The sequence below is a fragment of the Mycobacteriales bacterium genome, from assembly GCA_035995165.1.
Lineage (GTDB): Bacteria > Actinomycetota > Actinomycetes > Mycobacteriales > CADCTP01 > CADCTP01.
Genome location: DASYKU010000081.1, coordinates 1 through 25,319, shown reverse-complemented (window position 1 = coordinate 25,319; position 25,319 = coordinate 1). Strand labels below are relative to the sequence as shown.

Annotated in this window: 30 protein-coding genes; 16 read left to right on the top strand and 14 right to left on the bottom strand. The window is 74.3% G+C overall.

Features of this window, described 5'->3' with window-relative positions; all coding sequences use genetic code 11:
* Nucleotides 1–437: dihydrofolate reductase family protein (locus tag VGP36_13290; GenBank protein ID HEV7655688.1), on the bottom strand; the 437-nt coding region annotated here is incomplete at its 3' end.
* Between the two features lie 147 nt (nt 438–584).
* On the opposite strand from VGP36_13290, the gene VGP36_13285 reads away from it, so the two are divergent.
* The 3 genes from VGP36_13285 to VGP36_13275 are packed head-to-tail and all read left to right on the top strand — an operon-like array spanning nt 585 to nt 1,930.
* Nucleotides 585–1,049, top strand: coding sequence for a dCMP deaminase (locus VGP36_13285; protein HEV7655687.1), 465 nt, complete (start codon nt 585–587; stop codon nt 1,047–1,049).
* 36 nt (nt 1,050–1,085) lie between these two features.
* Nucleotides 1,086–1,478: a F0F1 ATP synthase subunit epsilon gene (locus VGP36_13280; protein HEV7655686.1), complete on the top strand. Its 393-nt coding sequence runs from the start codon at nt 1,086–1,088 to the stop codon at nt 1,476–1,478.
* 5 nt (nt 1,479–1,483) lie between these two features.
* Complete coding sequence (locus VGP36_13275; protein HEV7655685.1) at nt 1,484–1,930, top strand: DUF2550 domain-containing protein; 447 nt, start codon at nt 1,484–1,486, stop codon at nt 1,928–1,930.
* Here the strand turns inward: VGP36_13275 and VGP36_13270 are convergent.
* Together VGP36_13270 and VGP36_13265 are read right to left on the bottom strand one after the other, a co-directional pair.
* Nucleotides 1,927–2,499 (bottom strand): cob(I)yrinic acid a,c-diamide adenosyltransferase, encoded by a 573-nt coding sequence (locus VGP36_13270; protein ID HEV7655684.1) that lies wholly within the window; start codon nt 2,497–2,499, stop codon nt 1,927–1,929. The two genes, VGP36_13275 and VGP36_13270, sit on opposite strands and share 4 nt — an antisense overlap.
* A 9-nt stretch (nt 2,500–2,508) precedes the next feature.
* Nucleotides 2,509–2,850 (bottom strand): hypothetical protein, encoded by a 342-nt coding sequence (locus tag VGP36_13265; GenBank protein ID HEV7655683.1) that lies wholly within the window; start codon nt 2,848–2,850, stop codon nt 2,509–2,511.
* 174 nt (nt 2,851–3,024) lie between these two features.
* Between VGP36_13265 and VGP36_13260 the strand changes: the two genes are divergently transcribed.
* Complete coding sequence (locus VGP36_13260) at nt 3,025–3,333, top strand: STAS domain-containing protein (protein ID HEV7655682.1); 309 nt, start codon at nt 3,025–3,027, stop codon at nt 3,331–3,333.
* Here the strand turns inward: VGP36_13260 and VGP36_13255 are convergent.
* Nucleotides 3,330–4,052, bottom strand: coding sequence for a DUF2071 domain-containing protein (locus VGP36_13255; protein HEV7655681.1), 723 nt, complete (start codon nt 4,050–4,052; stop codon nt 3,330–3,332). The genes VGP36_13260 and VGP36_13255 overlap by 4 nt on opposite strands.
* A gap of 18 nt (nt 4,053–4,070) precedes the next feature.
* Between VGP36_13255 and VGP36_13250 the strand changes: the two genes are divergently transcribed.
* A complete protein-coding gene (locus VGP36_13250) occupies nt 4,071–4,799 on the top strand; it encodes an SDR family oxidoreductase (protein HEV7655680.1) in 729 nt (242 codons plus the stop codon).
* Nucleotides 4,800–4,838: 39 nt separating this feature from the next.
* Nucleotides 4,839–5,498, top strand: coding sequence for an endonuclease NucS (gene nucS, locus VGP36_13245; GenBank protein HEV7655679.1), 660 nt, complete (start codon nt 4,839–4,841; stop codon nt 5,496–5,498).
* Here nucS and VGP36_13240 read toward each other — a convergent pair.
* The 4 genes from VGP36_13240 to VGP36_13225 form a co-directional block, all read right to left on the bottom strand.
* Nucleotides 5,450–5,626, bottom strand: coding sequence for a hypothetical protein (locus VGP36_13240; protein HEV7655678.1), 177 nt, complete (start codon nt 5,624–5,626; stop codon nt 5,450–5,452). The genes nucS and VGP36_13240 overlap by 49 nt on opposite strands.
* Nucleotides 5,627–5,717: 91 nt before the next feature.
* Nucleotides 5,718–7,439: a DUF885 domain-containing protein gene (locus VGP36_13235; GenBank protein ID HEV7655677.1), complete on the bottom strand. Its 1,722-nt coding sequence runs from the start codon at nt 7,437–7,439 to the stop codon at nt 5,718–5,720.
* A complete protein-coding gene (locus tag VGP36_13230; protein ID HEV7655676.1) occupies nt 7,411–8,001 on the bottom strand; it encodes a hypothetical protein in 591 nt (196 codons plus the stop codon). Before VGP36_13230 ends, VGP36_13235 begins: the two co-directional genes overlap by 29 nt.
* The gene (locus tag VGP36_13225; protein HEV7655675.1) at nt 7,998–8,717 is read right to left on the bottom strand and encodes a DUF4230 domain-containing protein; all 720 of its coding nucleotides are present in this window, start codon (nt 8,715–8,717) and stop codon (nt 7,998–8,000) included. Before VGP36_13225 ends, VGP36_13230 begins: the two co-directional genes overlap by 4 nt.
* 100 nt (nt 8,718–8,817) lie before the next feature.
* On the opposite strand from VGP36_13225, the gene VGP36_13220 reads away from it, so the two are divergent.
* The 5 genes from VGP36_13220 to VGP36_13200 are packed head-to-tail and all read left to right on the top strand — an operon-like array spanning nt 8,818 to nt 13,888.
* Nucleotides 8,818–10,377 carry a GMC family oxidoreductase N-terminal domain-containing protein gene (locus VGP36_13220; protein HEV7655674.1) on the top strand — a complete coding sequence of 520 codons (1,560 nt, stop codon included), beginning with the start codon at nt 8,818–8,820 and terminating at the stop codon, nt 10,375–10,377.
* A complete protein-coding gene (locus tag VGP36_13215; GenBank protein ID HEV7655673.1) occupies nt 10,374–11,858 on the top strand; it encodes an aldehyde dehydrogenase family protein in 1,485 nt (494 codons plus the stop codon). The genes VGP36_13220 and VGP36_13215 overlap by 4 nt, the downstream gene beginning before the upstream one ends.
* Nucleotides 11,859–11,876: 18 nt before the next feature.
* A complete protein-coding gene (locus VGP36_13210; GenBank protein HEV7655672.1) occupies nt 11,877–12,131 on the top strand; it encodes a hypothetical protein in 255 nt (84 codons plus the stop codon).
* Nucleotides 12,132–12,173: 42 nt separating this feature from the next.
* Nucleotides 12,174–12,914 (top strand): glucose 1-dehydrogenase, encoded by a 741-nt coding sequence (locus VGP36_13205; GenBank protein HEV7655671.1) that lies wholly within the window; start codon nt 12,174–12,176, stop codon nt 12,912–12,914.
* Between the two features lie 20 nt (nt 12,915–12,934).
* On the top strand, nt 12,935–13,888 hold the full coding sequence (locus VGP36_13200) for an aldo/keto reductase (GenBank protein ID HEV7655670.1): 954 nt from the start codon (nt 12,935–12,937) through the stop codon (nt 13,886–13,888).
* A gap of 123 nt (nt 13,889–14,011) precedes the next feature.
* On the opposite strand, the gene VGP36_13195 is transcribed toward VGP36_13200, so the two are convergent.
* From VGP36_13195 to mce, 4 genes are all read right to left on the bottom strand, one after another.
* Nucleotides 14,012–14,974, bottom strand: a complete 963-nt coding sequence (locus VGP36_13195; protein HEV7655669.1) for a hypothetical protein — start codon at nt 14,972–14,974, stop codon at nt 14,012–14,014.
* Nucleotides 14,975–15,001: 27 nt separating this feature from the next.
* A complete protein-coding gene (locus VGP36_13190) occupies nt 15,002–16,588 on the bottom strand; it encodes an AI-2E family transporter (protein ID HEV7655668.1) in 1,587 nt (528 codons plus the stop codon).
* Nucleotides 16,589–16,680: 92 nt separating this feature from the next.
* On the bottom strand, nt 16,681–17,676 hold the full coding sequence (locus VGP36_13185; GenBank protein ID HEV7655667.1) for a hypothetical protein: 996 nt from the start codon (nt 17,674–17,676) through the stop codon (nt 16,681–16,683).
* 73 nt (nt 17,677–17,749) lie between these two features.
* On the bottom strand, nt 17,750–18,172 hold the full coding sequence (mce, locus tag VGP36_13180; GenBank protein ID HEV7655666.1) for a methylmalonyl-CoA epimerase: 423 nt from the start codon (nt 18,170–18,172) through the stop codon (nt 17,750–17,752).
* 79 nt (nt 18,173–18,251) lie between these two features.
* Here mce and VGP36_13175 point away from each other — a divergent pair, with 79 nt between their 5' ends.
* From VGP36_13175 to VGP36_13165, 3 genes are read left to right on the top strand one after another with little or no spacing between them, the layout of a single operon-like run.
* Complete coding sequence (locus tag VGP36_13175; GenBank protein HEV7655665.1) at nt 18,252–19,430, top strand: acetyl-CoA C-acetyltransferase; 1,179 nt, start codon at nt 18,252–18,254, stop codon at nt 19,428–19,430.
* 14 nt (nt 19,431–19,444) lie between these two features.
* A complete protein-coding gene (gene meaB / locus VGP36_13170) occupies nt 19,445–20,419 on the top strand; it encodes a methylmalonyl Co-A mutase-associated GTPase MeaB (GenBank protein HEV7655664.1) in 975 nt (324 codons plus the stop codon).
* A 49-nt stretch (nt 20,420–20,468) separates the two neighbouring features.
* Nucleotides 20,469–21,053, top strand: a complete 585-nt coding sequence (locus tag VGP36_13165; GenBank protein HEV7655663.1) for a dihydrofolate reductase family protein — start codon at nt 20,469–20,471, stop codon at nt 21,051–21,053.
* Nucleotides 21,054–21,058: 5 nt separating this feature from the next.
* Here VGP36_13165 and VGP36_13160 read toward each other — a convergent pair whose 3' ends face one another.
* A complete protein-coding gene (locus VGP36_13160; protein HEV7655662.1) occupies nt 21,059–21,322 on the bottom strand; it encodes a helix-turn-helix transcriptional regulator in 264 nt (87 codons plus the stop codon).
* A gap of 54 nt (nt 21,323–21,376) precedes the next feature.
* Between VGP36_13160 and map the strand changes: the two genes are divergently transcribed.
* Together map and VGP36_13150 are read left to right on the top strand one after the other, a co-directional pair.
* Complete coding sequence (map, locus tag VGP36_13155; protein HEV7655661.1) at nt 21,377–22,153, top strand: type I methionyl aminopeptidase; 777 nt, start codon at nt 21,377–21,379, stop codon at nt 22,151–22,153.
* Between the two features lie 613 nt (nt 22,154–22,766).
* Nucleotides 22,767–23,450, top strand: coding sequence for a helix-turn-helix transcriptional regulator (locus tag VGP36_13150; GenBank protein ID HEV7655660.1), 684 nt, complete (start codon nt 22,767–22,769; stop codon nt 23,448–23,450).
* A gap of 52 nt (nt 23,451–23,502) precedes the next feature.
* On the opposite strand, the gene VGP36_13145 is transcribed toward VGP36_13150, so the two are convergent.
* Nucleotides 23,503–25,319, bottom strand: a 1,817-nt coding sequence (locus VGP36_13145; protein HEV7655659.1) for a glycosyl hydrolase family 18 protein, incomplete at its 5' end; no start/stop codon positions are given.

Genomic DNA, 25,319 nt, shown 5'->3' with positions numbered 1-25,319 from the left:
TCGGCCAGCCCGGCCGCCAGCACCGCGGTCAGCACGCTCGCGCCGCCCTCCACCAGCAGCCGCGTCACGCCCCGGCCGGCCAGCTCGGCGAACACGTCCGGCAACGTGCCGGCGAGCACCAGCGGGGGCGGGCCGCCGGCGAAGACCGCCGCGGCCGGGTCGAGCGCGCCGCGGGTCAGCACCACCCGGGCCGGCGTCGGCGGCAGTCCCCGCGCCTCGCGCTCGCGGCGGCGCTCGGCCGAGCGGACCAGCAGCCGCGGATCGTCGGCCCGGACCGTGCCGGCGCCGACCAGGATCGCGTCGCAGCTCGCCCGCAGCGCGTCCACGGCGTCCAGGTCGGCATCACCCGAGAGCATGAGCCGGGCCGGCGACCGGTCGTCCAGCGCGCCGTCCACCGACACGGCCGCGCTGAGCACGACGTACGGGCGCCCGGGCATACCCCGGGACGCTAGCGGGGCGTACCACACCTGCGCTGACACACCCGGCCGGTGGGGCGGCCATGGGCGTTCCTCGCTCCGGCTGGCAACCTGGACCGCGACGGCCCGCGTGCGTGGCGCGGGATGGACCCGACGGGAGCGACGACGGTGCCGGTGGCAGGGGAGCGGCCCGGGGACCGGGCGCTGCTGCTGGCCGCGATCGAGCGGTCCCGGCGCTGCCCGCCCAGCACCACGGCGTACGCGGTGGGGGCGGTCGTGCTCGGCGCCGACGGGCTGACCCACGACGCCGGCCACTCCCGCGAGGTCGACCCGGCCGACCACGCCGAGGAGGTCGCGCTGGCCCGGCTCGCGGCCCGGGCCGAGGTCGCCGGGGCGACGCTCTACACCTCGATGGAACCGTGCAGCGTCCGCCGGTCCCGGGACCGCAGCTGCACCGAGCTCGCGATCGAGGCCGGGGTGGCCCGGGTCGTGTTCGCGCTGCGGGAGCCGCCGCTGCTCGCCGACTGTGACGGCGCCGCGCTGCTGGCGGCTGCCGGGGTGGAAGTGGTCGAGATGGCCGAGTTGGCTGCGGCCGTACGGGCGGTCAACGCGCACCTGTTGGGACCTCGCTAGACTGCGGTGGACTCCGAACGGTGAAGGAGATCCCGCGTGGCAACGGTGCACGTCGAGCTCGTGTCGGTCGAGCGTCTGCTGTGGTCCGGTGACGCGACGATGGTCATCGCCCGGACTACGGAGGGTGAGCTCGGCGTCCTGCCCGGCCACGCGCCGCTGCTGGGCGAGCTGGCCCCCGGCGGGGTGGTCCGCGTCCAGCAGGAGGGCGGCGAGGAGCTGGTCTTCGCGGTGCACGGCGGCTTCCTGTCGGTGACCGAGGACGGCGTCTCGATCCTGGCCGAGGTCGCCGAGCAGGCCGACGAGATCGACGTCGGCCGAGCCCAGCAGGCCCTGGAACAAGCCCGGTCCGCGGGCGAGGACGACGACGAGGCGGCGGCCGCCGCGAGCCGGGCGCTCTCCCGCCTGCGCGCAACCGGCCAGTCCGTGTAGCCGCCATGGCGGTGGAGGTCGTCCTAGCCGTCGTGGTAGCCGTGGCGCTGGTGGCCCTCCTCCTGGTCGTGCTCGCGCTGCGGCGGAGGGTGCTGCTGCGCCCGGCGGGGTCGATCGACATGAGCCTGCGCACCCGCTTCGGCCGGATCGGCGGCGGCTGGGCCCTCGGCGTCGGCCGCTACACCGGCGAGGACCTGCACTGGTACCGGTTGTTCGCGCTCACCGTGAAGCCGGCCCGGACGCTGTCCCGGCGCGAGCTGCAGGTGATCGGCCGTCGGCAGCCGTCCGGGGCCGAGTCCTGGGCGGTGCAGGCCGGCGCCGTCATCGTGGAGTGCGAGGACGACGACGGGCCGGTGCAGGTCGCGATGAGTTCCGGCGCGGTCACCGGCTTCCTGTCCTGGCTGGAGTCCGCGCCGCCCGGCTTCGCGATCCCGGGTTACGCCGCGAGCTAGCGGTTCGCCCCCGGCGTCCAGAGGACGTCGCCGTCCGGGTTGGCCGTGCGGGCCAGGATGAACAGCAGGTCCGAGAGCCGGTTCAGGTAGCGGGCCGGGACCTCGGTGGTCCGGTCCGGGTCGGCCTCGATCAGCGCCCAGGCGCTGCGCTCGGCCCGCCGCACGATCGTCCGGGCCTGGTGCAGCAGCGCGGCCCCCGGAGTCCCGCCCGGGAGCAGGAAGCTGTCCAGCTTGCGCAGGCCGGCGTTGAACTCGTCGCAGGCCGCCTCCAGCCGCTCGACCTGCGCGTCGGTCACCCGCAGCGGCGGGAACTCGGGCGCCTCCACGACCGGCACGCAGAGGTCGGCGCCGACGTCGAACAGGTCGTTCTGCACGGTGGTGAGCACCGCGGCCACCGGCTCGGCCAGGTCGCCCAGCGCGAGCGCGACGCCGATGGCCGAGTTGGCCTCGTCCACGTCCGCGTACGCGACGAGCCGGGGGTCGGTCTTGCGGACCCGGCTCAGGTCGCCGAGCGCGGTGGTCCCCGCGTCGCCGGTCTTGGTGTAGATGCGGGTGAGGTGCACGGCCATGTCCCGACACTATCCGGGCGGCACCAGCCGTCGCGCCTGCTCCTCGTCGGCCGGGAAGACCAGCACCTGGACCCGGCCGTCACCCCGGACGCCGACCGTGGACCGGATCCCGGCCTTCGACAGCACCGCCCGCAGCGCCGCCGCCGCGGTCCGGTCCGGCAGCTCCGCGACCGCGCGCAGCAGGCCGGTGTCGATCTGGGTGCCCTGCGGGACCAGCCGGCGGGCCGCCGCGGTCCGCCGCCGCCCGGACCCGAAGATCCACTTGCTGAGCATCGCCAGCACCGCCACCACGACGATCGCGATCACCGGGCTGATCGCATAGTGGGTGGGGTTCACGCCGTCGATGGGCACGCGCCCAGTCTCGCACCGAAGGCGTCGACGCGTCTCCAGGTGCACTCGGGTGTCGAACCTGCCAACCAACTGTGCGGTAGGTGACGATCCGGTGACAGTTTCGCCGAGGATGCATCGCCACGGCCGGCAACGGAGTCTCCTGGGTGACGGCGCATCGCGGGGGATGGAGACGCCATGCTGGTGACGACGACGGCAGGCGAAGTGACGCTGGTCGGACGGCTGGACGCGCGTGCCGCCGGCCCGGTCCGGGACGCGCTGCACTCGGCGCTGGCCGTCGGCCGCGGCCGGCTGGTCGTGGACCTGTCCGGGGTCGAGCTGCTGGACGCGACCGGCCTCGGCGTGCTGGTCGGCGCGCACCGCCGGGCCCGCCTCGACGGCCGCGAGCTGGTGCTGCGCGGCGCGTCGTTCCGGGTGGCCCGGCTGCTCAAGGTGACCCGGCTGGACCGGGTGATCACGGTCGAGCCGGAGCGCGTTCCGGCCTAGGTCTTCTTGGGTCCGAAGCGGACCCGCACGCCCGGCGACCAGAGCACGCTCGTCGGCGTTCCCAGCGGCTGCGGCAACCCCGCCGCGGCGACCAGCCCGTCGTCCAGGTACTCCAGCTCGGCCCGGTGCAGCGGCCATTGCCGGTGCTCGTTCGGCCAGTACGCCGCCGCCCCGCGCCGCCCGCTCAGGTGCAGCCCCCAGCGGGCGGTGACGAACCGCTCCAGCTCGGTCGGCTCGCCCACCCGCTCCCCGGCCCGCACGACCAGCGCGCTCGTCGTCCCGCGCGGCCCGGGCCAGCGGCGACGGCAGACGTACGCGTGCCTCGGGCCGGCGTCGGTCACCGACATCCGCGACCAGACGTACGGGACCCCGAGCGCGCGGGCCACCAGCACCGGCACCAGCCGGGTCGCGTCCAGGGACCGGAAGAACACCCCGCGGCGGCCGGCCTCGTCGACGGTGTAGAGCCGCACGTTGGTCTCCGCGAACGACCCGAGGTACGGGATGCCCGGCGTCGGCCCGATCCCGATGTCCCGCATCCGGAACGCGACCAGCCCGACCTGCGTCGCGCCGTCCAGCACGTCCGGCCGGACACCCGGCGGCAGCAGCGGCGCCACCACGTCCGGGTCCAGGGCCCAGTGCACGAAGGCCAGGTCCAGCCAGGCCTGACGGAACACGGTGGTGCGCACCGGCCGCGGGGTCGTCGCCGTGAGGGGCTCCACGTGCCCCATCCTGTACCGATGGGCCGGGTGGCGTTGGTGTCGGGTGCGTCGCGAGGGTTGGGCGCGGCGATGGCGGAGCGGCTGGCTGCGGACGGGATGCGGGTGGCGGTGAACTACGTCGCCGGGACGGAGGCCGAGGCCCGGGCCGTGGCCGAGCGGATCGGCGGCACCGCGGTCGAGGCCGACGTGACCGACGAGACCGCCGTGACGCGGCTCGTGCGCGAGGTGGAGCTGAGCCTGGGCCCGGTCGAGGTGCTGGTCTGCAATGCCACCGGGCCGCAGCCCGGGATCCCGTTCGAGGAGCTGAGCTGGGCCGACCTGCTCGACCAGCTGGCCTTCTTCGCCCGCAGCCCGCTGCTGCTGAGCCAGGCCGTGCTGCCGGGGATGAAGGCGGCCGGCTGGGGGCGGATCGTGCACATCGGGTCGGACATCACCGACCGGGTCCCGCCGGACATGGCCGCGTACGTCGCCGCGAAGGCGGCGCAGCTCGGCCTCGCCGGCGCGATGGCGCAACACGTCGCCCGCTGGGGCATCACGGTGAACACCGTCGCGCCGGGCTGGATCCCGGTCGAGCGCCATGCCGGGGCGACGCCGGCGGAGCTGGCCGCGTACGCCGTCCACCTGCCCGGCGGGCGGCTCGGCACCCCGGCCGAGGTCGCGGCTGCGGTGTCGTTCCTCGCGTCGGACGCCGCGTCCTTCGTGAACGGTGAACGCATCCGGGTCGACGGCGGCCACGGCCGGGTCTGACGGACGGAACGGCGGCGGGGTGAGCTAGCCTCCTTCGCCGTGAGGCTGGTCGTGGCGCGGTGCAGTGTGGACTACGTGGGACGGCTGACCGCGCACCTGCCGATGGCGCCGCGGTTGCTGCTGGTGAAGGCGGACGGGTCGGTGTCGATCCACGCCGACGACCGGGCGTACAAGCCGCTGAACTGGATGAGCCCGCCGTGCACCCTCCGCGAGGAGGACGGCCTCTGGACGGTCACCAACAAGGCCGGGGAGCGGCTGCTGATCACGCTGGAGGAGGTCCTGCACGACTCCTCGCACGAGCTGGGCACCGACCCCGGCCTGGTCAAGGACGGCGTCGAGGCCGACCTGCAGCGGCTGCTGGCCGAGCAGATCCATACCCTCGGCGCGGGCTACCGGCTGGTCCGGCGCGAGCACCCGACCGCGATCGGCCCGGTCGACATCCTCTGCCGGGACGCCGGCGGCGCCTCGGTCGCGGTCGAGATCAAGCGCCGCGGCGAGATCGACGGCGTCGAGCAGCTCACCCGCTACCTGGAGCTGATGAACCGCGACCCGGTGCTGACCCCGGTCCGCGGGGTCTTCGCCGCCCAGTCGATCACCCCGCAGGCGCGCGTGCTGGCCGCCGACCGGGGGATCGCCTGCGTCACCCTGGACTACGACGCCCTGCGCGGCGTCGACGACCCCAGCACCCGCCTCTTCTGAGCCGTACGCAGGTCGGTGTTCTGCTCCTCCGTCTTCTCCTCGAAGCGGACGGCCTGGGCGACCTTCTCGCTGGGCATGGCCAGGCTGACGGCGTAGTAGAAGATCACCAGGCGCCAGGCGATGACCACGAGCAGGTCGATCCAGTCCGGCAGCGCGTTGCGGGCGCCGTCGCCGTAGCGGCCGAGCAGGCCGATGATCGTCCTGCCGGCGGCCGGGGAGTCAGCCGGCGGTGCGGAGGGCGGCGGCGAGGTCGTCGAGCTGGACCGGCCCGAGCCCGAGCGCCGCCGTGTGCCAGGCCTTGAGGTCGAACCCGGCGCCGAGCCGGGTCCGCGCCTCGTCCCGGGCCGCCAGCCAGGCCCGCTCGCCCAGCTTGTACGCGGTCGCCTGGGCCGGCCAGCCGAAGTACCGCACGATCTCCGGGTGCAGCCGGTGGGCCGCGATCCGGCCCCGGTCCCGCAGCACCTCGGTCGCCACCTCGAACGTCCAGCGCGGGCCGTGCCGCTCGGCCTCGGCCGCCGGGATCGGCAGGTCGAGGTGTACGCCGAGGTCGATGACGACCCGGGCCGCGCGCAGCGCCGAGCCCTTGAGCATGCCCAGCCGGCGGCCGGGGGTGTCGAACCAGCCGAGCTCGTCGGCGAGCCGTTCCGCGTACAGCGCCCAGCCCTCGGAGTGGCCGGGGACGCCGCCGACCTTCTGGTGCCGGGACAGCCGGTCGCCCATCAGCCGGGCCTGACCGAGCTGCAGGTGGTGGCCGGGGACGCCCTCGTGGAAGACCGTGGTCTGCTCGGCCCAGACCGCGAACCGGTCCCGGTCGCCGAGCGGCCACCAGGTCCGGCCGGGCCGGGTGAAGGCCTCGTCCGGCGGGGTGTAGTAGGCCGAGCCCGAGCTGGACCCGATCGCCAGCGTCGCGTCGACCGCCCGCAGCTCGGGCGCGATGTCGAAGTGCACGCCGTCCAGCCGCTGGATCGCCGCGTCGTGCTGCTCCTGCAGCCAGACCCGGTACGCCTCGGTCCCCTCGACCACGTCGGTCTCGTCCAGCAGCGCCCGCGCGCCCTCGATGCCGGCGCCGGGGGCGACCCGCTCGGCCTCGGCCGCCATCTCGTCCTCGATGCGGTGCAGCTCGGCCCAGGCCCACTCGTACGACTCGACCGGGTCGGGGTCGGCGCCGAGCATCAGCCGGCGGAACAGCGCGTGCCGCTCCGGCCCGACCCCGTCGGCTTCGGCGGCCCGGGGCGCGTAGACCTTGCGCAGCCAGTCCGCCGTGTCCGCGTACGCCGAGTGCGCGTCGATGGCCGCGGCCGCGAGCGCGGGCCCGAGCGGGCCGTCGCCGTACGCGGTGACGACAGGGGCGTGGGTCGTGCCCTCGGAGTACCGGTCGGCCTGCAGCGCGGCCTCGACCGCCTGCCGGCGCGCGGCCGGCAGCCCGCGGTCCAGCCCCACCTGCAGGCTGTCCCGCCAGGACGCCAGCATCAGCGGCACCGCGGACAGCCGGGCGCCGACCGCGTTCCAGTCGTCGTCGCTCGCCTTGGGCAGCAGGTCGACGCTGTCCCGCACGGTCGACAGCAGGCCGAACGGCGCCCGCAGCGCCCGGTACGGCTCGCCCGCCTCGGCGGCTGCGAGCTCCGCCCGCAACCGTCCTCTCAGGAACACGGCGGCAGCTCCGTCCGCCGCCGAGCCGGCCGCGTCGCCCGGGGCGGCCGCGCCCGTCGCGCCGCCCGCGCCCGTCGCGCCGGCTGGGCCGGTCGAGAAGGCCGCCTCGGCGCGGTCGAGATCGGCGAGTGTCGAGCGGGCCAGGTCGGTCTTGGCTTCGGTGCCCGCGGGCCCGTAGTCGGTCGCGGCGCCGGCCGCCCCGGCGACCCCGCGCATCGTCCCCCAGACCGGATCCAGGGCCGCGAGGCCGACCACGTACCGCTCACAGATGTCGAAGACCGGGCTCGCCACGAGAACCCACGGTAGCCCGCCGCGCGATCAGCCCACCGGCCAGCACCGCGCCGAGGCAGCCGAGCGCCTCGTCCCCGAGCGTGTCCGTGTACGCGGTGTCCAGCTCGGTCCCGCCCCGGATGAACGTCACGTATTCGGCCAGCTCCCAGCCGATCGCGAGCAGTGCGCCGATCCCGGCCACCAGCAGTCCCAGCGCCCAGGCCGGCCGGATCCCGGCCCGCAGCAGCAGCAGCCCGGCACCGAGCGTGAGCAGGAACCAGTTGACCAGGTGGTTGGCGTCGTCCCACCAGGTCACCGAGTCGTACAGGTCCAGGGTGTTGCCGGTGACGTCGATCGCGAACGGCAGCATGAGCAGCGCGAACGGGCCCCAGGGCAGCGGCCGCCCGCCGAGGCGCGCCCACAGCGCCGGCACCAGCAGCATCAGCAGCGGGTACGCGACGAGCCGGCCCGCGAACGCCTTGCCCTCGAACCGCTCCAGGCCGGGCGCGAGCGTCGCGACCAGCAGCTGCCCGACCGTGACGGCCAGGATCGCCAGCGCCCACCACGGCCCGCGGCGGGTCACCCGCCGGCGGCCGGATTCACGAAGGTGATCGTCACGTTCGTGAAGCCGAGCGAGCGCATCAGCTTGTCCAGCGTGGTCTTCGTGTTGTCCTCGGCCCGTTTCTGCAGCCCGACCTGGCCGGCGGCGTCGGCCAGCCGTTGCCGGGCCAGCACGTACATCTGCTGGTTCTGCGGGTTGGGCTCGTCCGAGAACAGCCCGCCGAGCCGGTCGACGACGCCGAGGTCCTGGTTGAGCACCCGGCTCTGGGTCGGGTCGACGTTCGGCGTCGACAGCTGCGCGCGCGGGAGCGTGAGGGAGACCGACTTGCGGTCCGCGGAGACGGTGACCGCGTCGTCGCCGAGCTTGCGGAAGTCCACGTACGCGTCGACGGAGCCGACCGCGAGGAAGATCGTCCGCTTGCCCTTGATGATGTCGGGCAGGAACTTCGCGTCCTGCTGGATGTCGATGAGCACCTGGTACTCCCCGGCGGCGGCGTGGTACTCGGACAGGTCGCGCATCGCGACGAGCACGGCCGGCCCGCTGCGGTCCCTGTCCTCGTCCCCGAACGGCCACTTCGACAGCGAGCGCAGCCCGAGCAGCGCCAGGAGGGCCACGAGGAGCACGACCACGCCGGTGACCACGGTGCGGACGAACCCGCGCCGGATGCCGCCGGTGATGCGGGTGGCCCCGCCCCGGTCGGTGCTCCGCCGCGGCTCCGCGTCGGTGTCGCTGGACATTCCCGAGCCTCCCCGGCCTTGGACGGTTTCCAAGGTTGTTCTTACCCGTTCCGCCGCACGGCCGAACGATCCGGCATTACCCACGAGTAGCGTGACGGGCATGATCGGCGCGTACGACGTCGTGGTCGTCGGCGCGGGCAGTGCCGGCTGCGTGCTCGCCGCCCGGCTGTCCGAGGACCCCGGCACGAGCGTGCTGCTGCTGGAGGCGGGGCCGCCCGACGACCCGGTCGAGGTCCGGCTGCCGGCCGCGTTCTACCAGCTCTTCGGCACCGAGCGGGACTGGGACCTGCGCACCGAGCCGGAGCCCGAGCTGGCCGGGCGGCGGCTGGCCTGGCCGCGGGGGCGGACCCTGGGCGGCAGCTCCTCGATCAACGCGATGATCTACATCCGCGGCGCGGCGGCCGACTACGACGGCTGGGGCGTGCCCGGCTGGGGTTGGCGCGACCTGCTGCCCTACTTCCTGCGGGCCGAGGACAACGCCCGGGGCGCCTCGGCGTACCACGCGGTCGGGGGTCCGCTGCGGGTGGAGGATCTGCGCCGGCAGCACCCGCTGGTCACGGCGTTCCTGGAGTCGGCGGCCGCGGCCGGGCTGCCGGCCAACCCGGACTTCAACGGCGCCGCCCAGGACGGGTTCGGGCCTTACCAGGTGACCCAGCGCGGCGGTCGGCGCTGGTCGGCCGCGGACGCCTACCTGCGCCCGGCGCTGGGACGGCGCAACCTCACCGTGCTCACCGACGCCGCGGTCGGCCGGATCGTGCTGGCGGGCGGCCGGGCCACCGGGGTCGTGGTCACCCGGCAGGGCAGCACCGAGGTCGTCCGGGCCCGGCGCGAGGTCGTGCTGGCGGCCGGGGCGATCGGCAGCCCGCAGCTGCTCCTGGTCTCCGGGATCGGGCCGGCGGCCGCGCTGGAGGCGCTCGGCGTCGAGGTCGCCGCCGACCTGCCGGTGGGGGAGAACCTGCAGGACCACCCGACCCTGCCGCTGAACTTCCGCACCCGCGGCGTGCCCGACCTGCGCGACGCCGAGACGCCGGCCAACGTGCTGCGCTGGCTGGCCGGCCACCGCGGCCCGCTGACCTCCAACGTGGCCGAGGCCGGCGGGTTCGTCCGGACCACGGACGCTCCGGCGCCGGACCTGCAGCTGCTGGCGATGCCCGCGATGGTGGTCGACCACGGCCGGGCCGTGCTCGCGGCCGGGATGACGATCGCGCCGACCGTCGTGCACGTCCGCAGCCGCGGCCGGCTCACGCTGCGCTCGGCCGACCCGCGCTGGCGGCCCCGGATCGAGGCCGGCTACTTCACCGACCCGGCCGACCTCGCGGTCATGACGGCCGGGGTCGAGCTGGCCCACCGGATCGCCGCCACCGGCCCGCTCGCGGACATCATCCAGGCGCCGTACGGTCCGGCCGCGCTGGACCCGCAGGCCGCCGTCCGGGCCGGCACCGAGACGCTCTACCACCCGGTCGGCACCTGCTCGATCGGCCCGGTCGTGGACGCCGAGCTGCGCGTGCACGGCGTGGCCGGGCTGCGGGTCGCCGACGCCGCCGTGATGCCGGCCGTCCCGCGCGGCAACACCAACGCCCCCACCATCGCGATCGCCGAGCGCGCCGCCGACCTCATCCGCGGTCGCGTCCGGAACCCGGCCCTGACAGGAGCGTCATGACGTCCACAGTGGACACCTTCGAGTCGGTCAACCCCGCGACCGGCGAGCCGGTGGGCACGTTCTCCGTCCACGACGAGGCCGCCGTACGGTCCACTGTGGACCGGGCCCGGACGGCGGCGGCCTGGTGGGACTCGCTCGGGTTCGCCGGGCGGGCGGCGCGGCTGCGGATCTGGCAGGCCCGGCTGGCCAACCGGTCCGGCGAGCTGGCCGAGCTGATCCACCGGGAGACCGGCAAGCCGGTCGACGACGCGATGATCGAGCTGGCCAGCGCGGTCGAGCACGTGCACTGGGCGCCCGCCAACGCCGCGCGGGTGCTGGGCCGGCGCAAGGTCCGCCCGGGCGTGCTGGTCGCCAACCTGGCCGCGTCGGTGGAGTACCAGCCGTACGGGGTGGTGGGCGTCATCGGGCCGTGGAACTACCCGGTCTTCACCCCGATGGGCTCGATCGTCTACGCGCTCGCGGCCGGCAACGCGGTCGTGTTCAAGCCCTCGGAGCACACCCCGGCGGTCGGGCAGTGGCTGGTCGACAGCTTCGCCGCGGTGGTGCCGGAGAAGCCGGTGCTGCAGCTGATCACCGGGGCCGGGAGCACCGGGGCGGCCCTGTGCCGGTCGGGGGTGGACAAGCTCGCGTTCACCGGCTCGACCGCGACCGCGAAGAAGATCATGGCCACCTGCGCCGAGACGCTCACGCCGGTGCTGCTGGAGTGCGGCGGCAAGGACGCGCTCATCGTCGACGCGGACGCCGACGTCGACGCGGCCGCCACCGCCGCGCTCTGGGGCGGGATGGCCAACGGCGGCCAGACCTGCATCGGCATCGAGCGGGTGTACGCCGTGGACGCCGTCTACGACGAGTTCGTCGCGGCCCTGACGGCCAAGGCCCGGACCCTGCGCCCGGGTGACGACCGGACGGCCTCGTACGGCCCGGCCACGGTGCCCGCCCAGCTCGACGTGATCCGCCGGCACGTGGCCGGCGCGCTGGACCGGGGCGGCCGGGCCCTGGTCGGGGGCGCCGACGCGGTCCGCCCGCCGTACGCGTACCCGACCGTGCTGGTGGACGTGCCCGAGGACGCCGAGGCGGTCACCCAGGAGACCTTCGGCCCGACCCTGACGGTGGCCCGGGTGGCCGACGCGGACGAGGCCGTCGAGCGCGCCAACGCGACCGGGTACGGCCTCGGCGCGGCCGTGTTCGCCAAGGCCGACGGCGAGGACATCGCCCGCCGGATCCGGTCCGGGATGGCCAGCGTCAACTCGGTGCTGGGGTACGCGGGCGTGGGCGCGCTGCCCTTCGGCGGCGTCGGCGACTCCGGCTTCGGGCGGATCCACGGCGATGACGGGCTGCGCGAGTTCGCCCGGACCAAGGCGATCACCCGGCAGCGGTTCCCGGCCCCGATCGACGTGACCCGCTTCGACCGCAAGCCCTGGGCGATCAAGGGGCTCGGGATGGTGCTGCGCTCGGTCTACGGGCGGGCTCCCCGCCCGTAGCGTGATTACCCTGGGTCCATGGCCCTGGAGACGATCGAGGAGTGGCGGGGGGAGGACCACCAGGTCCGCCGGATCACCGGCAGCGCCAGCACCAAGCCGTACCGGTGCCCCGGCTGCGACCAGCTGATCCGCCCGGCCACCCCGCACGTCGTCGTCTGGCCGCTCGCGGACGCCGAGGCGGCCGACCGCCGGCACTGGCACGCGCCGTGCTGGCGGGCCCGCGACCAGCGCGGCGTCCGGACCCAGCGGTCCCGCTCCGCTCCCCGGCACTAGGCCGTCTCTCGCCGTCGGCTCCGCCGCACTAGGGTCGGAGGCGTGTTCGATCTCACCGGCAGGACCGCTCTGATCACCGGCGCCTCCCGCGGCATCGGCGCCGCCGTCGCGGCCGCGTTCGTCGAGGCCGGCGCGCAGGTCGCGCTCAACAGCCGCGGCGTCGAGCAGCTGGCGAAGACCGCGTCCGAGGTCGGCGGCCACGCGCTGCCGGGCGACGTCACCGACCCCGAGATCGCCGGCGGCGTGGTCGCGGCCGCGATCGAGCAGCTCGGCCACCTCGACATCGTGGTCAACAACGTCGGCGGCAACGGGGTCATGGTCCCGTTCCCGCAGCTGCGGTTCGCCGGCTGGTCCAAGGTCATGCGGCTGAACGTGGACTCCACCGTGCACGTCCTGCAGGCCGCGGCGCCGCACCTGCTGGAGCGCGGCAGCGGCTCGGTGATCAACGTGGCCAGCGTCGCCGGCCTGTCCGCCACCCCGGCCATGGCGCAGTACGGCGCGTCCAAGGCCGCCGTGATCTCGCTGACCCGCACCCTCGCGGTCGAGTGGGCCAGCAGCGGGGTCCGGGTCAACGCGCTGTGCCCGGGCTGGACCGCGACCGATCTCAACCGCTCCCTCTGGGAGAACGCGGACCTCTACGCCGGGCTCACCTCGACCATCCCGATGGGCCGCTGGGCCAAGGCCGAGGAGATGGCCGGTCCGGCGGTGTTCCTGGCCTCGGACGCGTCGTCGTTCATGACCGGCCAGACGCTGGTCGTGGACGGGGGTCAGACCGCCGTCTGAGCCCGGCATAGGGTTGGTCCGTGCGCTATCGCCCGCTCGGACACTCCGGTCTCGTCGTCTCCGTCGTCGGCCTCGGCTGCAACAACCTCGGCCGGACGATCGACGCCCCCGCCACCCGCAAGACCCTGGACGCGGCGCTCGACGCCGGCGTGACCCTGCTCGACGTCGCCGACGTGTACGGCGGGCACTCGGGTCAGTCCGAGGAGATCCTCGGCGAGGTGCTCGGCACCGACCGGGAGCAGTTCGTGCTGGCGACCAAGTTCGGCGGCAGCATGCGCGGGGCCAACGGGCCGGACTGGGGCGCGCTCGGCTCCCGCCGATACATCCGGACCGCGGTCGAGGCGTCCTTGCGGCGGCTGCGGACCGACCACATCGACCTGTACCAGTACCACAAGCCCGACGGCCTGACGCCGATCGAGGAGACCCTGGCCGCGCTGGACGAGCTGGTGACCGCGGGCAAGGTCCGCTACCTCGGCTCGTCCAACTTCGCCGGCTGGCAGGTCGCCCAGGCCGACCACGTGGCGGCCGGGGAGCGGTTCGTCAGCGCGCAGAACTCGTACAGCCTGCTGGACCGGACGGCCGAGGCCGAGCTGGTGCCGGCCTGCGAGGCGTACGGGGTGGGGCTGCTGCCGTTCTACCCGCTGGCCAACGGGCTGCTCACCGGCAAGTACTCGCGGGACGAGGAGCCGGCGGCCGGGACCCGGCTCGGCGACCGCCGCCGCGAGCTGCACGAGAACGCGCCCTGGGACGCGATCGAGGGGCTCCGGGCGTACGCGGACCGGCGTGGGCTGTCGATGCTGGACGTCGCGATCGGCGGGCTGGCGGCGCAGCCGGCGGTGGCGTCGGTGATCGCCGGGGCCACGTCCCCGGACCAGGTCCGGGCCAACGCGGCCGCGGGGGAGTGGGAGCCGGCCGAGGACGATCTCGCCGAGCTCGACGAGATCGTTCCCCGCACGAGCGCGCCGGCAGCCTGACCCCGAGCGACTCCGGTCGCGGCCCGGCGGCCGGCCGCAGGCGGCAGTCCGGCCGGCCGCAGTGCAGTCCGGCCGGCTGCACTCGGCAGTCCGGCCGGCTGCAGTCCGCAGCCCGGCCCGGGGCTAGCTTTCTTCGGTCTGGGCGGGGGCGTCGTCCTCGCCCGGGCCGACGCTGGCGCCGGTCATCGTGGCCAGCATCTCCCGCACGTTCTGCAGCTGTGCCTGCACGCTGTCGCGGCGCCGGACCAGCGTGCCCAGCTCCCGCTCGACCTCGCCCCGCTGCCGGCTCGCCTTCGCGGTCGCCTCGGTGACCAGCGTCTCGGACTCGCGCCGGGCGGCCTCGAGGATCTGCGCGGCGCGCCGCTCGCTCTCGGCCCGGTGCGCGTCCGCGTCCCGCTTGACCGACTCGGCGGCGTCGCTGGTCTCGGTCAGCCGGCGCTCGACCTCGGCCAGCCGGGCCGAGAGCTCCTGCTCGGCCTGGTCCCGCCGGCGCGACAGCGTGGTCTCGAAGTCCTTCGCGGCCTGGGCCGCCTTGGCCCGGGCCTCCTCCAGCTCGCTGGCGGCCTCGGCCCGGACCGCGGATGCGTCCTTGCCGGCCTCGCTGCGTAGCGACTCGACCTCGGCCAGGGCGGCGGCCCGGCGCTGGCCGGCCTCCCGCTCGGCCGCGCCGACGATGTCGCGGGCCTCCCGGTCGCCGTCGGCGCGGACCCGCTTGGCGTCCTCCTCGGCCTTGGCCCGGACGCGGTCGCCGTGCGTGCCGGCCTCGGCCCGCAGGCTCATCGCCTCTTCCTCGGCCAGCCGGAGGATGTTCTCCACCCGCGCCCCGAGTCCCGCGTACGACGGCTCGAACTCGGCGACCTGTCGCTGCGCCGTCTGCAGCTCGATCTGCAGCTCCTCCAGCCGCTGCTCGAGCATCCCGACCCGGTCGCCGGCCGACTCGCGCTCGTGCCGCAGCGTCGCCAGCTGGCTCTCCAGCCCGGCCAGGTAGTCGTCCACCTGCCGCCGGTCGTAGCCGCGCAAGGCCACGTCGAAGCCGTGGTCGACGCTGAGGTCGTTGAGGTAGCCCAAGTCGGTGCGTTCGGACATGCCACCCATCCTGCCTGCAAACAGTGGTTACTGTGCGTCCTGGCGTGGGACCAGGACCTCCCGCAGGATCAGCTGTATCGCCGCCGTTGCCGGCACCGCCAGCAGCGCCCCCACGAACCCGAGCAGAGTACCGCCGATCAGCGCCCCCACGATGGCGGCCGCCGGGTTCACGTCCACCGACCGGCTCATCACCCGGGGGTAGACCAGGTAGTTCTCCACCTGCTGGTAGACCAGGAAGAAGATGCCGGTCGCGATCCCCACCGGCAGCGAGACGAAGAACGCCACCGCGGTCACGACGACCGCGCCGATCGTCGCGCCGATCAGCGGGATGATGTCGGTGAACGTGACGATCAGGGCCAGCGCCAGCGGGTACGGGATGCCCAGCGCGCTCACCCAGACCAGCGACGAGACCCCGGCGATCAGGGCGACCACGACGGCACCGGCGACGTACCCGCCGACGCGGCTGAGGATCTCGTCCCCGATCAGGCTGACCCGGGCCCGCCGGGTCCGCGGCACCAGCCGGTACGCCGTCTGCTTGATCGAGTTGAACGACGAGAGGAAGTAGAGCGTCAGGATCAGGATCGTCAGGCCCTTGAGGACCAGGCCGGCGACCCGCTGGGTGACGGTCAGCGCGTTCGCCGCGATCTGCGGGCCGAGGTCGCCGGTGACGTAGGTCTGGGCCCGGTTGATGATCCCGAACCGGCCGTCCAGGTCCTTGATCGTCGGGTTGTCGCCGAGGTCGCGGATGTAGCCGGGCAGCGCCTCGACGAAGTTGGCGATCTGGGTCACGACCGGCGGCAGCACCGCGTACCCGAACAGGACGAAGAACGCGACCACGCCGAGGAAGACGATGCCGACGGCCATGCCCCGGCGCATCCCGGTGCGCTCCAGCCGGGACACCACCGGGTTGAGTCCGATGGCCAGGAACGCGGCCACGATGACCAGCACGAGGACGGACTTGGCGCTGACGATCGCCTGGTAGAGCAGGTACGCGGCGCCGACGCCGAGCGCGCCGGCGAAGCCGATCCGGAACGGGGAGCGGCGGTTCAGCGGCAGGCCGGGGCGTCCGAGCGGGTTGGCCGCGTCGACCCCGGCCTCCTCGGCCCGGACCTCCGGGTCGAGGACGGGGTCGCCCGCGGGCAGGTCCGAGATCCCCTGCACGGCCTCGGCCTCGGCGACGGCGCTGGCCCGGGCGCGGGCCAGCTCGGCGGTCTCGCTCGCCCGCTCCGCGCCGTCCCTCGCCACGGTCGCCTGATCGCGCGCCATCTCCGCCGTCTCGGCCGCGTCCGCGGCCCCGTCCCGATGCTCCGCGGCCTCCCCCCGGGCACTGTCGGCCGCCTTCTGCGCGTCCGCGGCCAGAGCCTGGTGGCCGGCGGCCTCGGCGCGGGCCTCGTCGGTCGCTTCGCGGGCGTCGGTGGCGGTCTCGGCGGCGGCCTCGGCGCCGTCGCGGTGGTTCGCCGCGTCGGAGCGGGCCCGGTCGGCCGCGTCGCGGGCGCCTTCGGCCGTCTCGGCCGCGACGGCACCGTGGTGTGCGGCGTGGTCGGCCGCGGTGGCGGCGCGCTCCGCCGCTTCCGCCGCCTGCCGGGCACCCTCTTCGGGGCCGTCCTCGCTCACCGCCGTACGCCTCCCTCACACCCGACGCGGGCAGCGTACGGCCGGGCCGGGACGCTGGACAGGCGCCCCCGCCGGTGGTTCCCGGGGCCGGGTCAGTCCCGGCCCGGCCACTCCTCCAGCGAGGCCGCGGCCGCGGCCGGGACCTGGTCGAGGATGCCGCGGACCGCGGACAGCTGGCCGAGCACGGTCGTCCGGACCGTCGCCAGCTCCCGCGCCCGGGCCTGGGCCTCGGCGACCAGCCGGTCGGCCTCGGCCTCGGCCGCGTCGATCCGGTCCTGCGCCGCCTTGGCCGTGGCCTTCTTCTGCTCCGCCAGCTCCCGGGCCAGGTCGGCCCGGCGCTGCTCGTCGGCCGCGACCTCGCGGGACCGCCGATTGCGCAAGGTGATCTCGAAGTCCTCGCTGGCCTGCGTCCGCTTCGACTCGGCCTCCTCGTCGGCCTGCCGGCGCCGTTCCTCGGCCTCGCCGTCCAGCGTCGCCACCGACGAGTGCACCTCGGCCGAGTGCGCGTCGGCCTCCGAGGTCAGCCGGGCGGCGCGCTGCTCGGCCTCGGACACCATGCCGGCCGCCGCGGTCTCGGCCTCGGCGACCAGCCGGGCCGCCCGCTCCTGGGCGTCGCCGAGCGCCGCGGCGGCCTTCTGCTCGGCCGAGGACAATGTCTCGGCCGAGCTGCGGTCGGCCGAGGTCAGCTTGGTCTCGACCTCGCTGTTCAGCTTGTGGAACCGCTCCTGCAGCTCGACCGAGTCCCGCTCGGCCTTCCTGCGGATCTCCACGGCCTCCTGCTGGGCGAGCTGCAGCATGCCCTTGATCCGGTCGCTCACGTCGTCCAGCGACGGCTCCCCGGTGTGCACCTGGCCGAGTCGGGCGTGCAGTGCGTCGATCTCGTTGTGAGCGGCGGCCAGCTGGCCGGCCAGCTCGGTCAACCGGGCGGCGACGGTGTCCCGCTCGGCGACGGCGATGCGCAGGTCCGCCTCCAGACGCTCCACATGTTCGTGGACCTGGTGGCGGTCGTACCCGCGCAGCACGATGTCGAAGGTCGTGGCCCCCTCCAGCAGGGGCAGGAGCTCGGTCGGCTGCTCGCGGCGGTCCATGCGTCCCATCGTCCCATCCGCCGCCGGGGTCGGGCATCCCGGCGTTCGGTCTACATCCCGGCCGTCTGCCCAGTCAGTGGGAGGACGGGTCCGCGGGCTGCACCAACTCGACCAGGACGCCCCCGGCGTCCGTCGGATGCAAAAAGTTCACCCGCGAGTTCGCGGTGCCGCGGCGGGCGGTGTCGTACAGCAGCCGCAGGCCCTTGCCGCGCAGCTCCGCGGACACCTTCTCCACGTCCTCGACCGTGTACGCGACCTGCTGGATGCCGGGCCCGCTGCGGTCCAGGAACTTCGCGATGGCCGAGTCCGGCCGCAGCGGGGCGAGCAGCTGGATCCGGGTCGTGCCGTCGCCGACGGCGAGCATCGCCTCCCGGACGCCCTGCTCCTCGTTGACCTCCTCGTGCACGCTGGCCAGCCCGAACGTCTCGCCATACCAGGCGATCGCGGCGTCAAGGTCGGGGACCGCGATGCCGACGTGGTCTATGCGCAGGAACACAGCCCGACCGTAACCCACCCGTACGGACCGGCGGTACGGTGGCTGTGGGGACACACATCGACGTGCGGGAGGTCCTGCGGTGCCCGGATCCGTGATCGTCAGCGGCGCGCGGACGCCGATGGGCAAGCTGCTCGGCGGCCTCAAGGACCTCTCCGGCGCCGACCTCGGCGCGGTCGCGGTCAAGGCGGCGATGGAGCGGGCCGGGATCACCGGCGAGCAGGTCGACTACGTCATCCTCGGCCAGGTCCTGCAGGGTGGCGCCGGGCAGATGCCGGCCCGGCAGGCGACGGTCAAGGCCGGCATCCCGATGAGCGTCCCGTCGCTGCTGGTCAACAAGGTCTGCCTGTCCGGGCTGGCCGCGATCGCGCTGGCCGACCAGCTCATCGGCGCCGGCGAGTTCGAGATCGTGGTGGCCGGCGGCATGGAGTCGATGACCAACGCGCCGCACGCGCTGCCCGGCCTGCGCAAGGGCCACAAGTACGGCGCGGTCGAGATGCTCGACATCATGGCCCACGACGGGCTCGTCGACGCCTTCGACCACATCCCGATGGGTGAGTCGACCGACCGGTACAGCGCCAAGCTCGGGCTGACCCGCGCGGAGCAGGACGAGTTCGCGGCCCGGTCGCACCAGCGGGCCGCGGCGGCGCAGAAGAACGGCGTGTTCGACGAGGAGATCGTGCCGGTGCAGGTCCCGCAGCGGCGGGGCGAGCCGATCGAGATGCGCGAGGACGAGGGGATCCGCGGCGACACCACCGCCGAGGTGCTGGCCAAGCTGCGGCCGGCGTTCAGCAGGGAGGGCACGATCACCGCGGGCACCTCCTCGCCGATCTCGGACGGCGCCTGCGCGGTCGTGGTGATGTCCCGGGCCGCGGCCGAGCGCCTCGGCGCGCCGGTCCTGGCCGAGATCGGCGCGCACGGCACGGTCGCCGGTCCGGACAACTCGCTGCACTCGCAGCCGTCGAACGCGATCATGGCGGCCCTGGGCAAGGCGGGACTGTCCGTGGCCGATCTCGATCTGGTCGAGATCAACGAGGCGTTCGCGGCCGTCGGCGTCCAGTCGATGCGGGACCTGGGCATCGGGCCGGAGATCACCAACGTCAACGGCGGCGCGATCGCGCTCGGCCACCCGATCGGGATGAGCGGCGCCCGGCTCGCGCTGACCATGGTGCTGGAGCTGCGCCGGCGTGGCGGCGGTCTCGGCGCGGCGGCGCTCTGCGGCGGCGGCGGTCAGGGCGACGCGCTGCTGCTCAAGGTCTGAGCTACGTTGCGCGCGTGACCTCGACCCGCCGTTCCGCGGACGTCGCGACGCTGGTGTCGCGCGCCCGGACCGGGGATGCGCGGTCGGTCGCCCGGCTGATCTCGCTGGTCGAGTCCGCGTCGCCGCGGCTGCGGGAGGTCGCGGCCGCGCTCGCCCCGCACACCGGCCGGGCCCGGGTGATCGGCCTGACCGGCTCGCCCGGGGTCGGCAAGTCGACGTCGACCTCGATGCTGGTGAAGGCCCTGCGGTCGGCGGGCCACCGGGTCGGCGTGCTCGCGGTCGACCCGTCCTCGCCGTTCTCCGGCGGGGCGCTGCTCGGCGACCGGGTCCGGATGCAGGACCACGCCACCGACGCCGGGGTGTTCATCCGGTCGATGGCCTCCCGCGGGCACCTCGGCGGCCTGGCCTGGGCGACGCCGCAGGCCGTCCGGGTGCTGGACGGGGCCGGCTGCGACGTCGTGCTGATCGAGACCGTCGGGGTCGGCCAGGCCGAGGTGCAGGTCGCCTCGACCGCGGACACCACGGTGGTGCTGCTCGCGCCGGGCATGGGCGACGGGATCCAGGCCGCGAAGGCCGGCATCCTCGAGGTCGCCGACGTGCTCGTGGTCAACAAGGCCGACCGGGACGGCGCCGAGCAGACCGTACGGGACCTCAAGGCGATGCTCGCCCTCGGCGGCCGGCACTCCGAGCCGGGCGCCTGGCGGCCGCCGATCGTGTCCACGGTCGCGGCCCGCGGGCAGGGGATCGAGGACCTGCTGGCCGCGCTGGACAAGCACGCCGCCTGGTTGGAGTCCTCCGGCGAGGGCGAGCGGCGGCGTACGGCCCGGGCCGCGGCGGAGGTCGAGGCGATCGCGGTCGCCGCTCTCCGCGCCCGCATCGGCGACCTGCACGGCTCGGCGGCGTTGGACACGCTCGCGGCTCAGGTCGTCGCCGGCAGCACCGATCCGTTCACCGCCGCCGACGAGCTGGTGGATAGCCTCACCACCTAGCCGGCCCGGATCGGGTTGCGGCGCGAACCGGGGACGGGACGAACAGCCGATGGGCAAGATCAGGCTCTACATGTCCGTGTCGGTGGACGGGTACGTGGCCGGGCCGGGGGACGACGCGGACGCACCCATGGGCGCCGGCGGGTTCCGCCTGTTCAACTGGCTCGACCGGCGCCACGACCCGGGCCCGAGCGGCCAGGTGTTCGCCGAGATGGGCGCGACCCGGGCCGTCATCTCCGGCCGCCGTACGTACGAGCTGGCCGGCCGCTGGCAGGGTGACCATCACGACGGCGTACCGATCTTCGTCCTGACCCACCACGTCCCGGACGAGCCGCCGCCGGGCGGCGTCCGCTACGCCACCGACGTACGCACGTGCGCGGAGCAGGCCCGCGCGGCGGCCGGGGACGGCGACGTGATGGTGCACGGGGCCGGGGTCGCGCAGGCGCTGCTGCGGGCGGGGGAGCTCGATGAGCTGGAGCTGCACGTCGTACCGGTCCTGCTCGGGCAGGGCCGGCGGCTGTTCGACGGCCTGCCGGCCGAGCTCATCGAGCTCGACCTGATCCGCCAGCTGTCCACGCCGGAGGACGAGGAGCTGGCCAAGCGCGTGCTGCACCTGCGGTACCGGGTTCGGCGCTGAGGCGGTCAGGCGACGGCGGTGTGGGTGGTGCCGGCGGCGGCGCGGACGAGGTCGTCCAGCGGAAGGTCCAGCACCGAGGCGATCGCGGCGACCGTGAACAGCGCCGGCGTCGGCACCCCGCCGCGCTCGATCTTGCGGATCGTCTCCTCCGCGAGCCCGGCCCGGGCGGCCAGCTCCCGCACCGGCATCTCGCCGCGGGCCCGCCGCAACGCCGCCCCGAGCGCGAGCCCGCGGGCCCGCTCCAGCTCGCTCAGCGCCTCCCGGACCATGCCCGAACCCTACCCCACGCGATAACTATCCCGGGATAGTTGTACCGTCGTCCCATGAACCTGACCCTGCCGCTGCGTACCGCGACGGAGCTGGAGGCGATGCGCGAGGCCGGCCGTGTCGTCGCCGAGACGCTCGCGGCCGTCCGCGCCCAGGCCGTGCCCGGCGTCAAGCTGCGCGACCTCGACGACGTCGCCCGCACCTGCATCGACGACGCCGGGGCGACGCCGTCCTTCCTCGGTTACCTCCCGACCTGGGCCCCGCGCCCGTACGACGGCGTGCTCTGCCTCAGCCCGAACGAGACGATCGTGCACGGCCGGCCCAGTGGCCGCCGGCTGCACGACGGCGACCTGCTGTCCATCGACTGCGGTGCGATCGCCGACGGCTGGCACGGCGACGGCGCCCTGACCGTCCACATCGGACAGCCGACGCCCGGCGACGAGGCGCTGCGGGCGGCGACCGAGGAGGCGCTGGCCGCGGGAGTCGCGGCCGCGGTCCCCGGCGCGACCCTGCGCGACGTCGCCGTCGCGATCGACGCGGTCGCCCGCGCGCACGGTTACGACCACGTCGTCGACCACGGCGGCCACGGCATCGGGCGGCGGATGCACGAGGGGCCGTTCATCCCGAACGTGCCGACCGAGGAGGGCGGCTGGTACCGGCTGCGGGCCGGCAACACGATCGCGATCGAGCCGATGCTGGTGCTCGGCGCCGGCCGCTACAAGCACAAGCGCGACGGCTGGGCCGTGGTCACCGCCGACGGCTCCCGGGCCGCCCACGCCGAACACACCGTCGTCGTCACCGCCACCGGCGGCGACATCCTCACCACCCGCTGACCCCCGCCGCCGTCCCACCTCGGAACCACTGCTCCCGTGGTGCCGTCTTCACCGGGCTGAGCGCCGCCGCCCCTCCGCTGATCCGCGACGCAACGGCGACCAGCGCCGTCCCGGGGCGGATACCTCGGAATGCCGTACCACGGAGAGTGGTAATCACTACTTCTAGTGGTATTGCCGCACTGGCCCGGCCTGCACGTGAGGCACATCGGTGTCGTGACGGAAGCCGACGGCGGCCCTATCGCCGACGTCGGCGGCGCACCAGGTCACGCGAGCCCAACACGGACGACGCGGCGGCCGAACCGACCCTGATCACTCGCGCCGGCGGCAGCCGCCACCAGTACCGCAGGAGTCGAGAGGTTGAGCGTGCGCACTTCTTCTGCCGCTGCCGGCCAACAGTAGGCATCCTCGCTGCCGGCCGACTCGGAAGGTCGTGCAGCGCCCGGGCGGGCACACCTCCGAGAGCCGTACCACTGGGAGTGGTATCTACCACTCCCGGTGGTAGGGCCGCGATCGCGGTGCCTCCCCGAGGCGCCCTTGTCCACAGGGCCGGCGGTCGTCCACAGATCCCGCTTTCGCTCTGCCGCGGCCGATCCGCCCCCGGCAGGCTTGCCACATGGAGATCGGCGACCTGCTCAGAGACCGGAGGGAGAAGGCCATGCTGACCCAGACCGAGCTGGCCGAGCGCGCGGGTGTGTCGCAGTCCACGCTGTCGGCGGTCGAGCGCGGCACACGGCGCCCGAGCGCGACCGTCGTCGGCCGGGTCCTGGCCGCGATCGGCCAGCAGCTGCGATGGGAGACCGAGCCGATCGAGCAGCCGGCCGCCGTCCTCGACGCGGAGATCGAGGCGACACGGTCGATCCCGCTGGAGCAGCGGCTGCTCGGTCACCACTTCGATGCGACCGGCTTGCTGCGGCTGCTCGAGCCCGCACGGCCCGTCGTCGAGGGTGCGGTCGGCGCCGTCCTGCACGGCGTGCCGATCGCGGTGCGGCGTCTCGACATCGTGGTCGAGCGGAGCCGGCTCGACGTCCTGGCCGAGGTGATCCGGCGCAGATACGCCGAGCGATGGAACGAGGTGTGGCTGCGTTTCGACATGACGTATCCCGACCCACGAACGCCGGGTCCGATGCGCTGGTGGACGCTCGACGGGGAGTTCCGGGTCCGCCTCGTCGACGCGTTGCCCGAGGCGACGTCGGTCCTCGTGACCGGGATGACCGTCGCGGTCCGGACCCTGCACGGCATCGAGGCGGACGACCTGCACGTGGCCCGGGCCCTGGCCCGGCTTCGTGATGGACGGTGAGGGCCCGGGGAGGTCCGCTGCCACGCCTCCCCGGGCCCCGTCCGCGAACTCCCTACCGGAGTCCGGTGTCCACCGCGGTGGTCAGCGTGCCGTCGTCACCGTCGAGCTCCCAGACCATGACCCCGCCCAGACCCTTCGTCTTGACGTACGAGGTCTTCTGCGCGATGACGGTCGGGTCGTCGTACGACCACCAGTTCGTGCCGTCGTACAACCAGAGCGAGCCGGAGGCGGTGTCGCGGAACCGGGTGCCGGCCCGGCTCTTCAGCACCTTGTAGTCCTCGATGCCGGCCTCCCAGGTGCCGGTGGCGGCGGTACCGCCCTGGAACAGCCCGTTGTTGGTCGCGCCGACGCCGGTCCACCCCCGCCCGTAGTAGGGCAGCCCGAGCAGCAGTTTCGACGCCGGCGTCCCCAGGGAGGTGTACGAGCTGATCGCCAGGTCGTCGCTGAACTTCACCGGCGACGGGTCGTTGGCGACCGGGAACAGGTTGGCCTGGTGCATGGTCGTGGTCTCCCACGCGCCGTGGAAGTCGTAGCCCTGCACGGTGCCCCAGTCCAGCGAGCTGAAGATCTGCGGCACCTCGAAGCCGGCCGCGATCTTGGCCGGGTCAGCCGGCAGGAACGCCGAGAGCGAGAGGTGCTTGCCCACCGTCGCGCCGTACGCGTCCAGCTGCCGCCGGAACTCGGCCATCAGCAGCGTGAAGTTGTGCTTGTCCGCGGGCCGGATCACGTTGCCGACGTTGCCGTCGGAGCCGGGCCACTCCCAGTCGACGTCGATACCGTCGAAGATGCCGGCCGCGGAGCCGGGACCGCCGGACGGGTCGCCCTGCACCAGCGGCAGGTTGCCCTTGAGGAACATGTCGATGCAGGAGGAGACGAGCGCCTGCCGGGAGGCGTCGGTCAGCGCCGCGTCGGAGAAGAACTTCGAGTAGGTCCAGCCGCCGATCGACAGCTGCACGGACAGGTTCGGATACTTGGCCTTCAGCTCGCGCAGCTGGTTGAAGTTCCCCTTCAACGGCTGGGAGAACGTGTCGGCCACGCCGCTGACCGAGGTGGCCGCGTCGAAGGTCTTCTGGTAGTCGGCGAACGCGTCGCCCTGACCGGCCAGGTTGGCCTCGAAGCACTTGCCGTCGGCGCCGACGTTCTCGAACGCGTAGTTGATCGTGGTGAGCTTGCCGGCCATCGCCTGCTGGTCGAGCGTGTGCAGGGTGAAGTTGCGGCCGTAGATGCCCCACTGCGCGAAGTAGCCGACCTTGCGCTTGCCGCCCGTCGGCGGTGGCGGCGGTGGCGTCGTCCCGCCCGCGGACGTGGTCACGCTGACCGCCGCGCTGCGGGCGGAGGAGTTGCCGGCGGCGTCGCGGGCGGCGACCTGGAACGAGTAGGCCGTGCTCGCGGTGAGGCCGGAGACCGTCGCCGCGGTGCCCATCACCGACGTCGCCAGCGCGCCGTTGCGGAACACGTCGTACGCAGTGACGCCGACGTTGTCGGTCGACGCGGTCCAGCCGAGCGAGACCGCGGTCGAGGTGGTGCCGGTCGAGTGCAGCCCGGTCGGCACCGACGGCGCGGTGGTGTCGCCCGGCGGCGGGGGTGGCGGCGTGGTCCCGCCACCACCGCAGGCGCCGCCGTTGATCAGGCAGTTGGCCGGCGCCGCGAACGTCCCGCTGTAGGCGGCGTCGAAGCCCGGCGCGACCGATCCGCCGGGCGCGATCGAGCCGTTCCAGGCGGCGTTGTGGACGGTGACGTGGGTGCCGGTCTGGGTGAACGTGCCCTCCCACAGCGAGGTCACGTGGGCGTTGGCCGGCAGGTCGAACTCCAGCGTCCAGCTGGAGGTGGACGTGGTGCCGGCGTTGGCGATGCGGTAGGTCGCCTCGT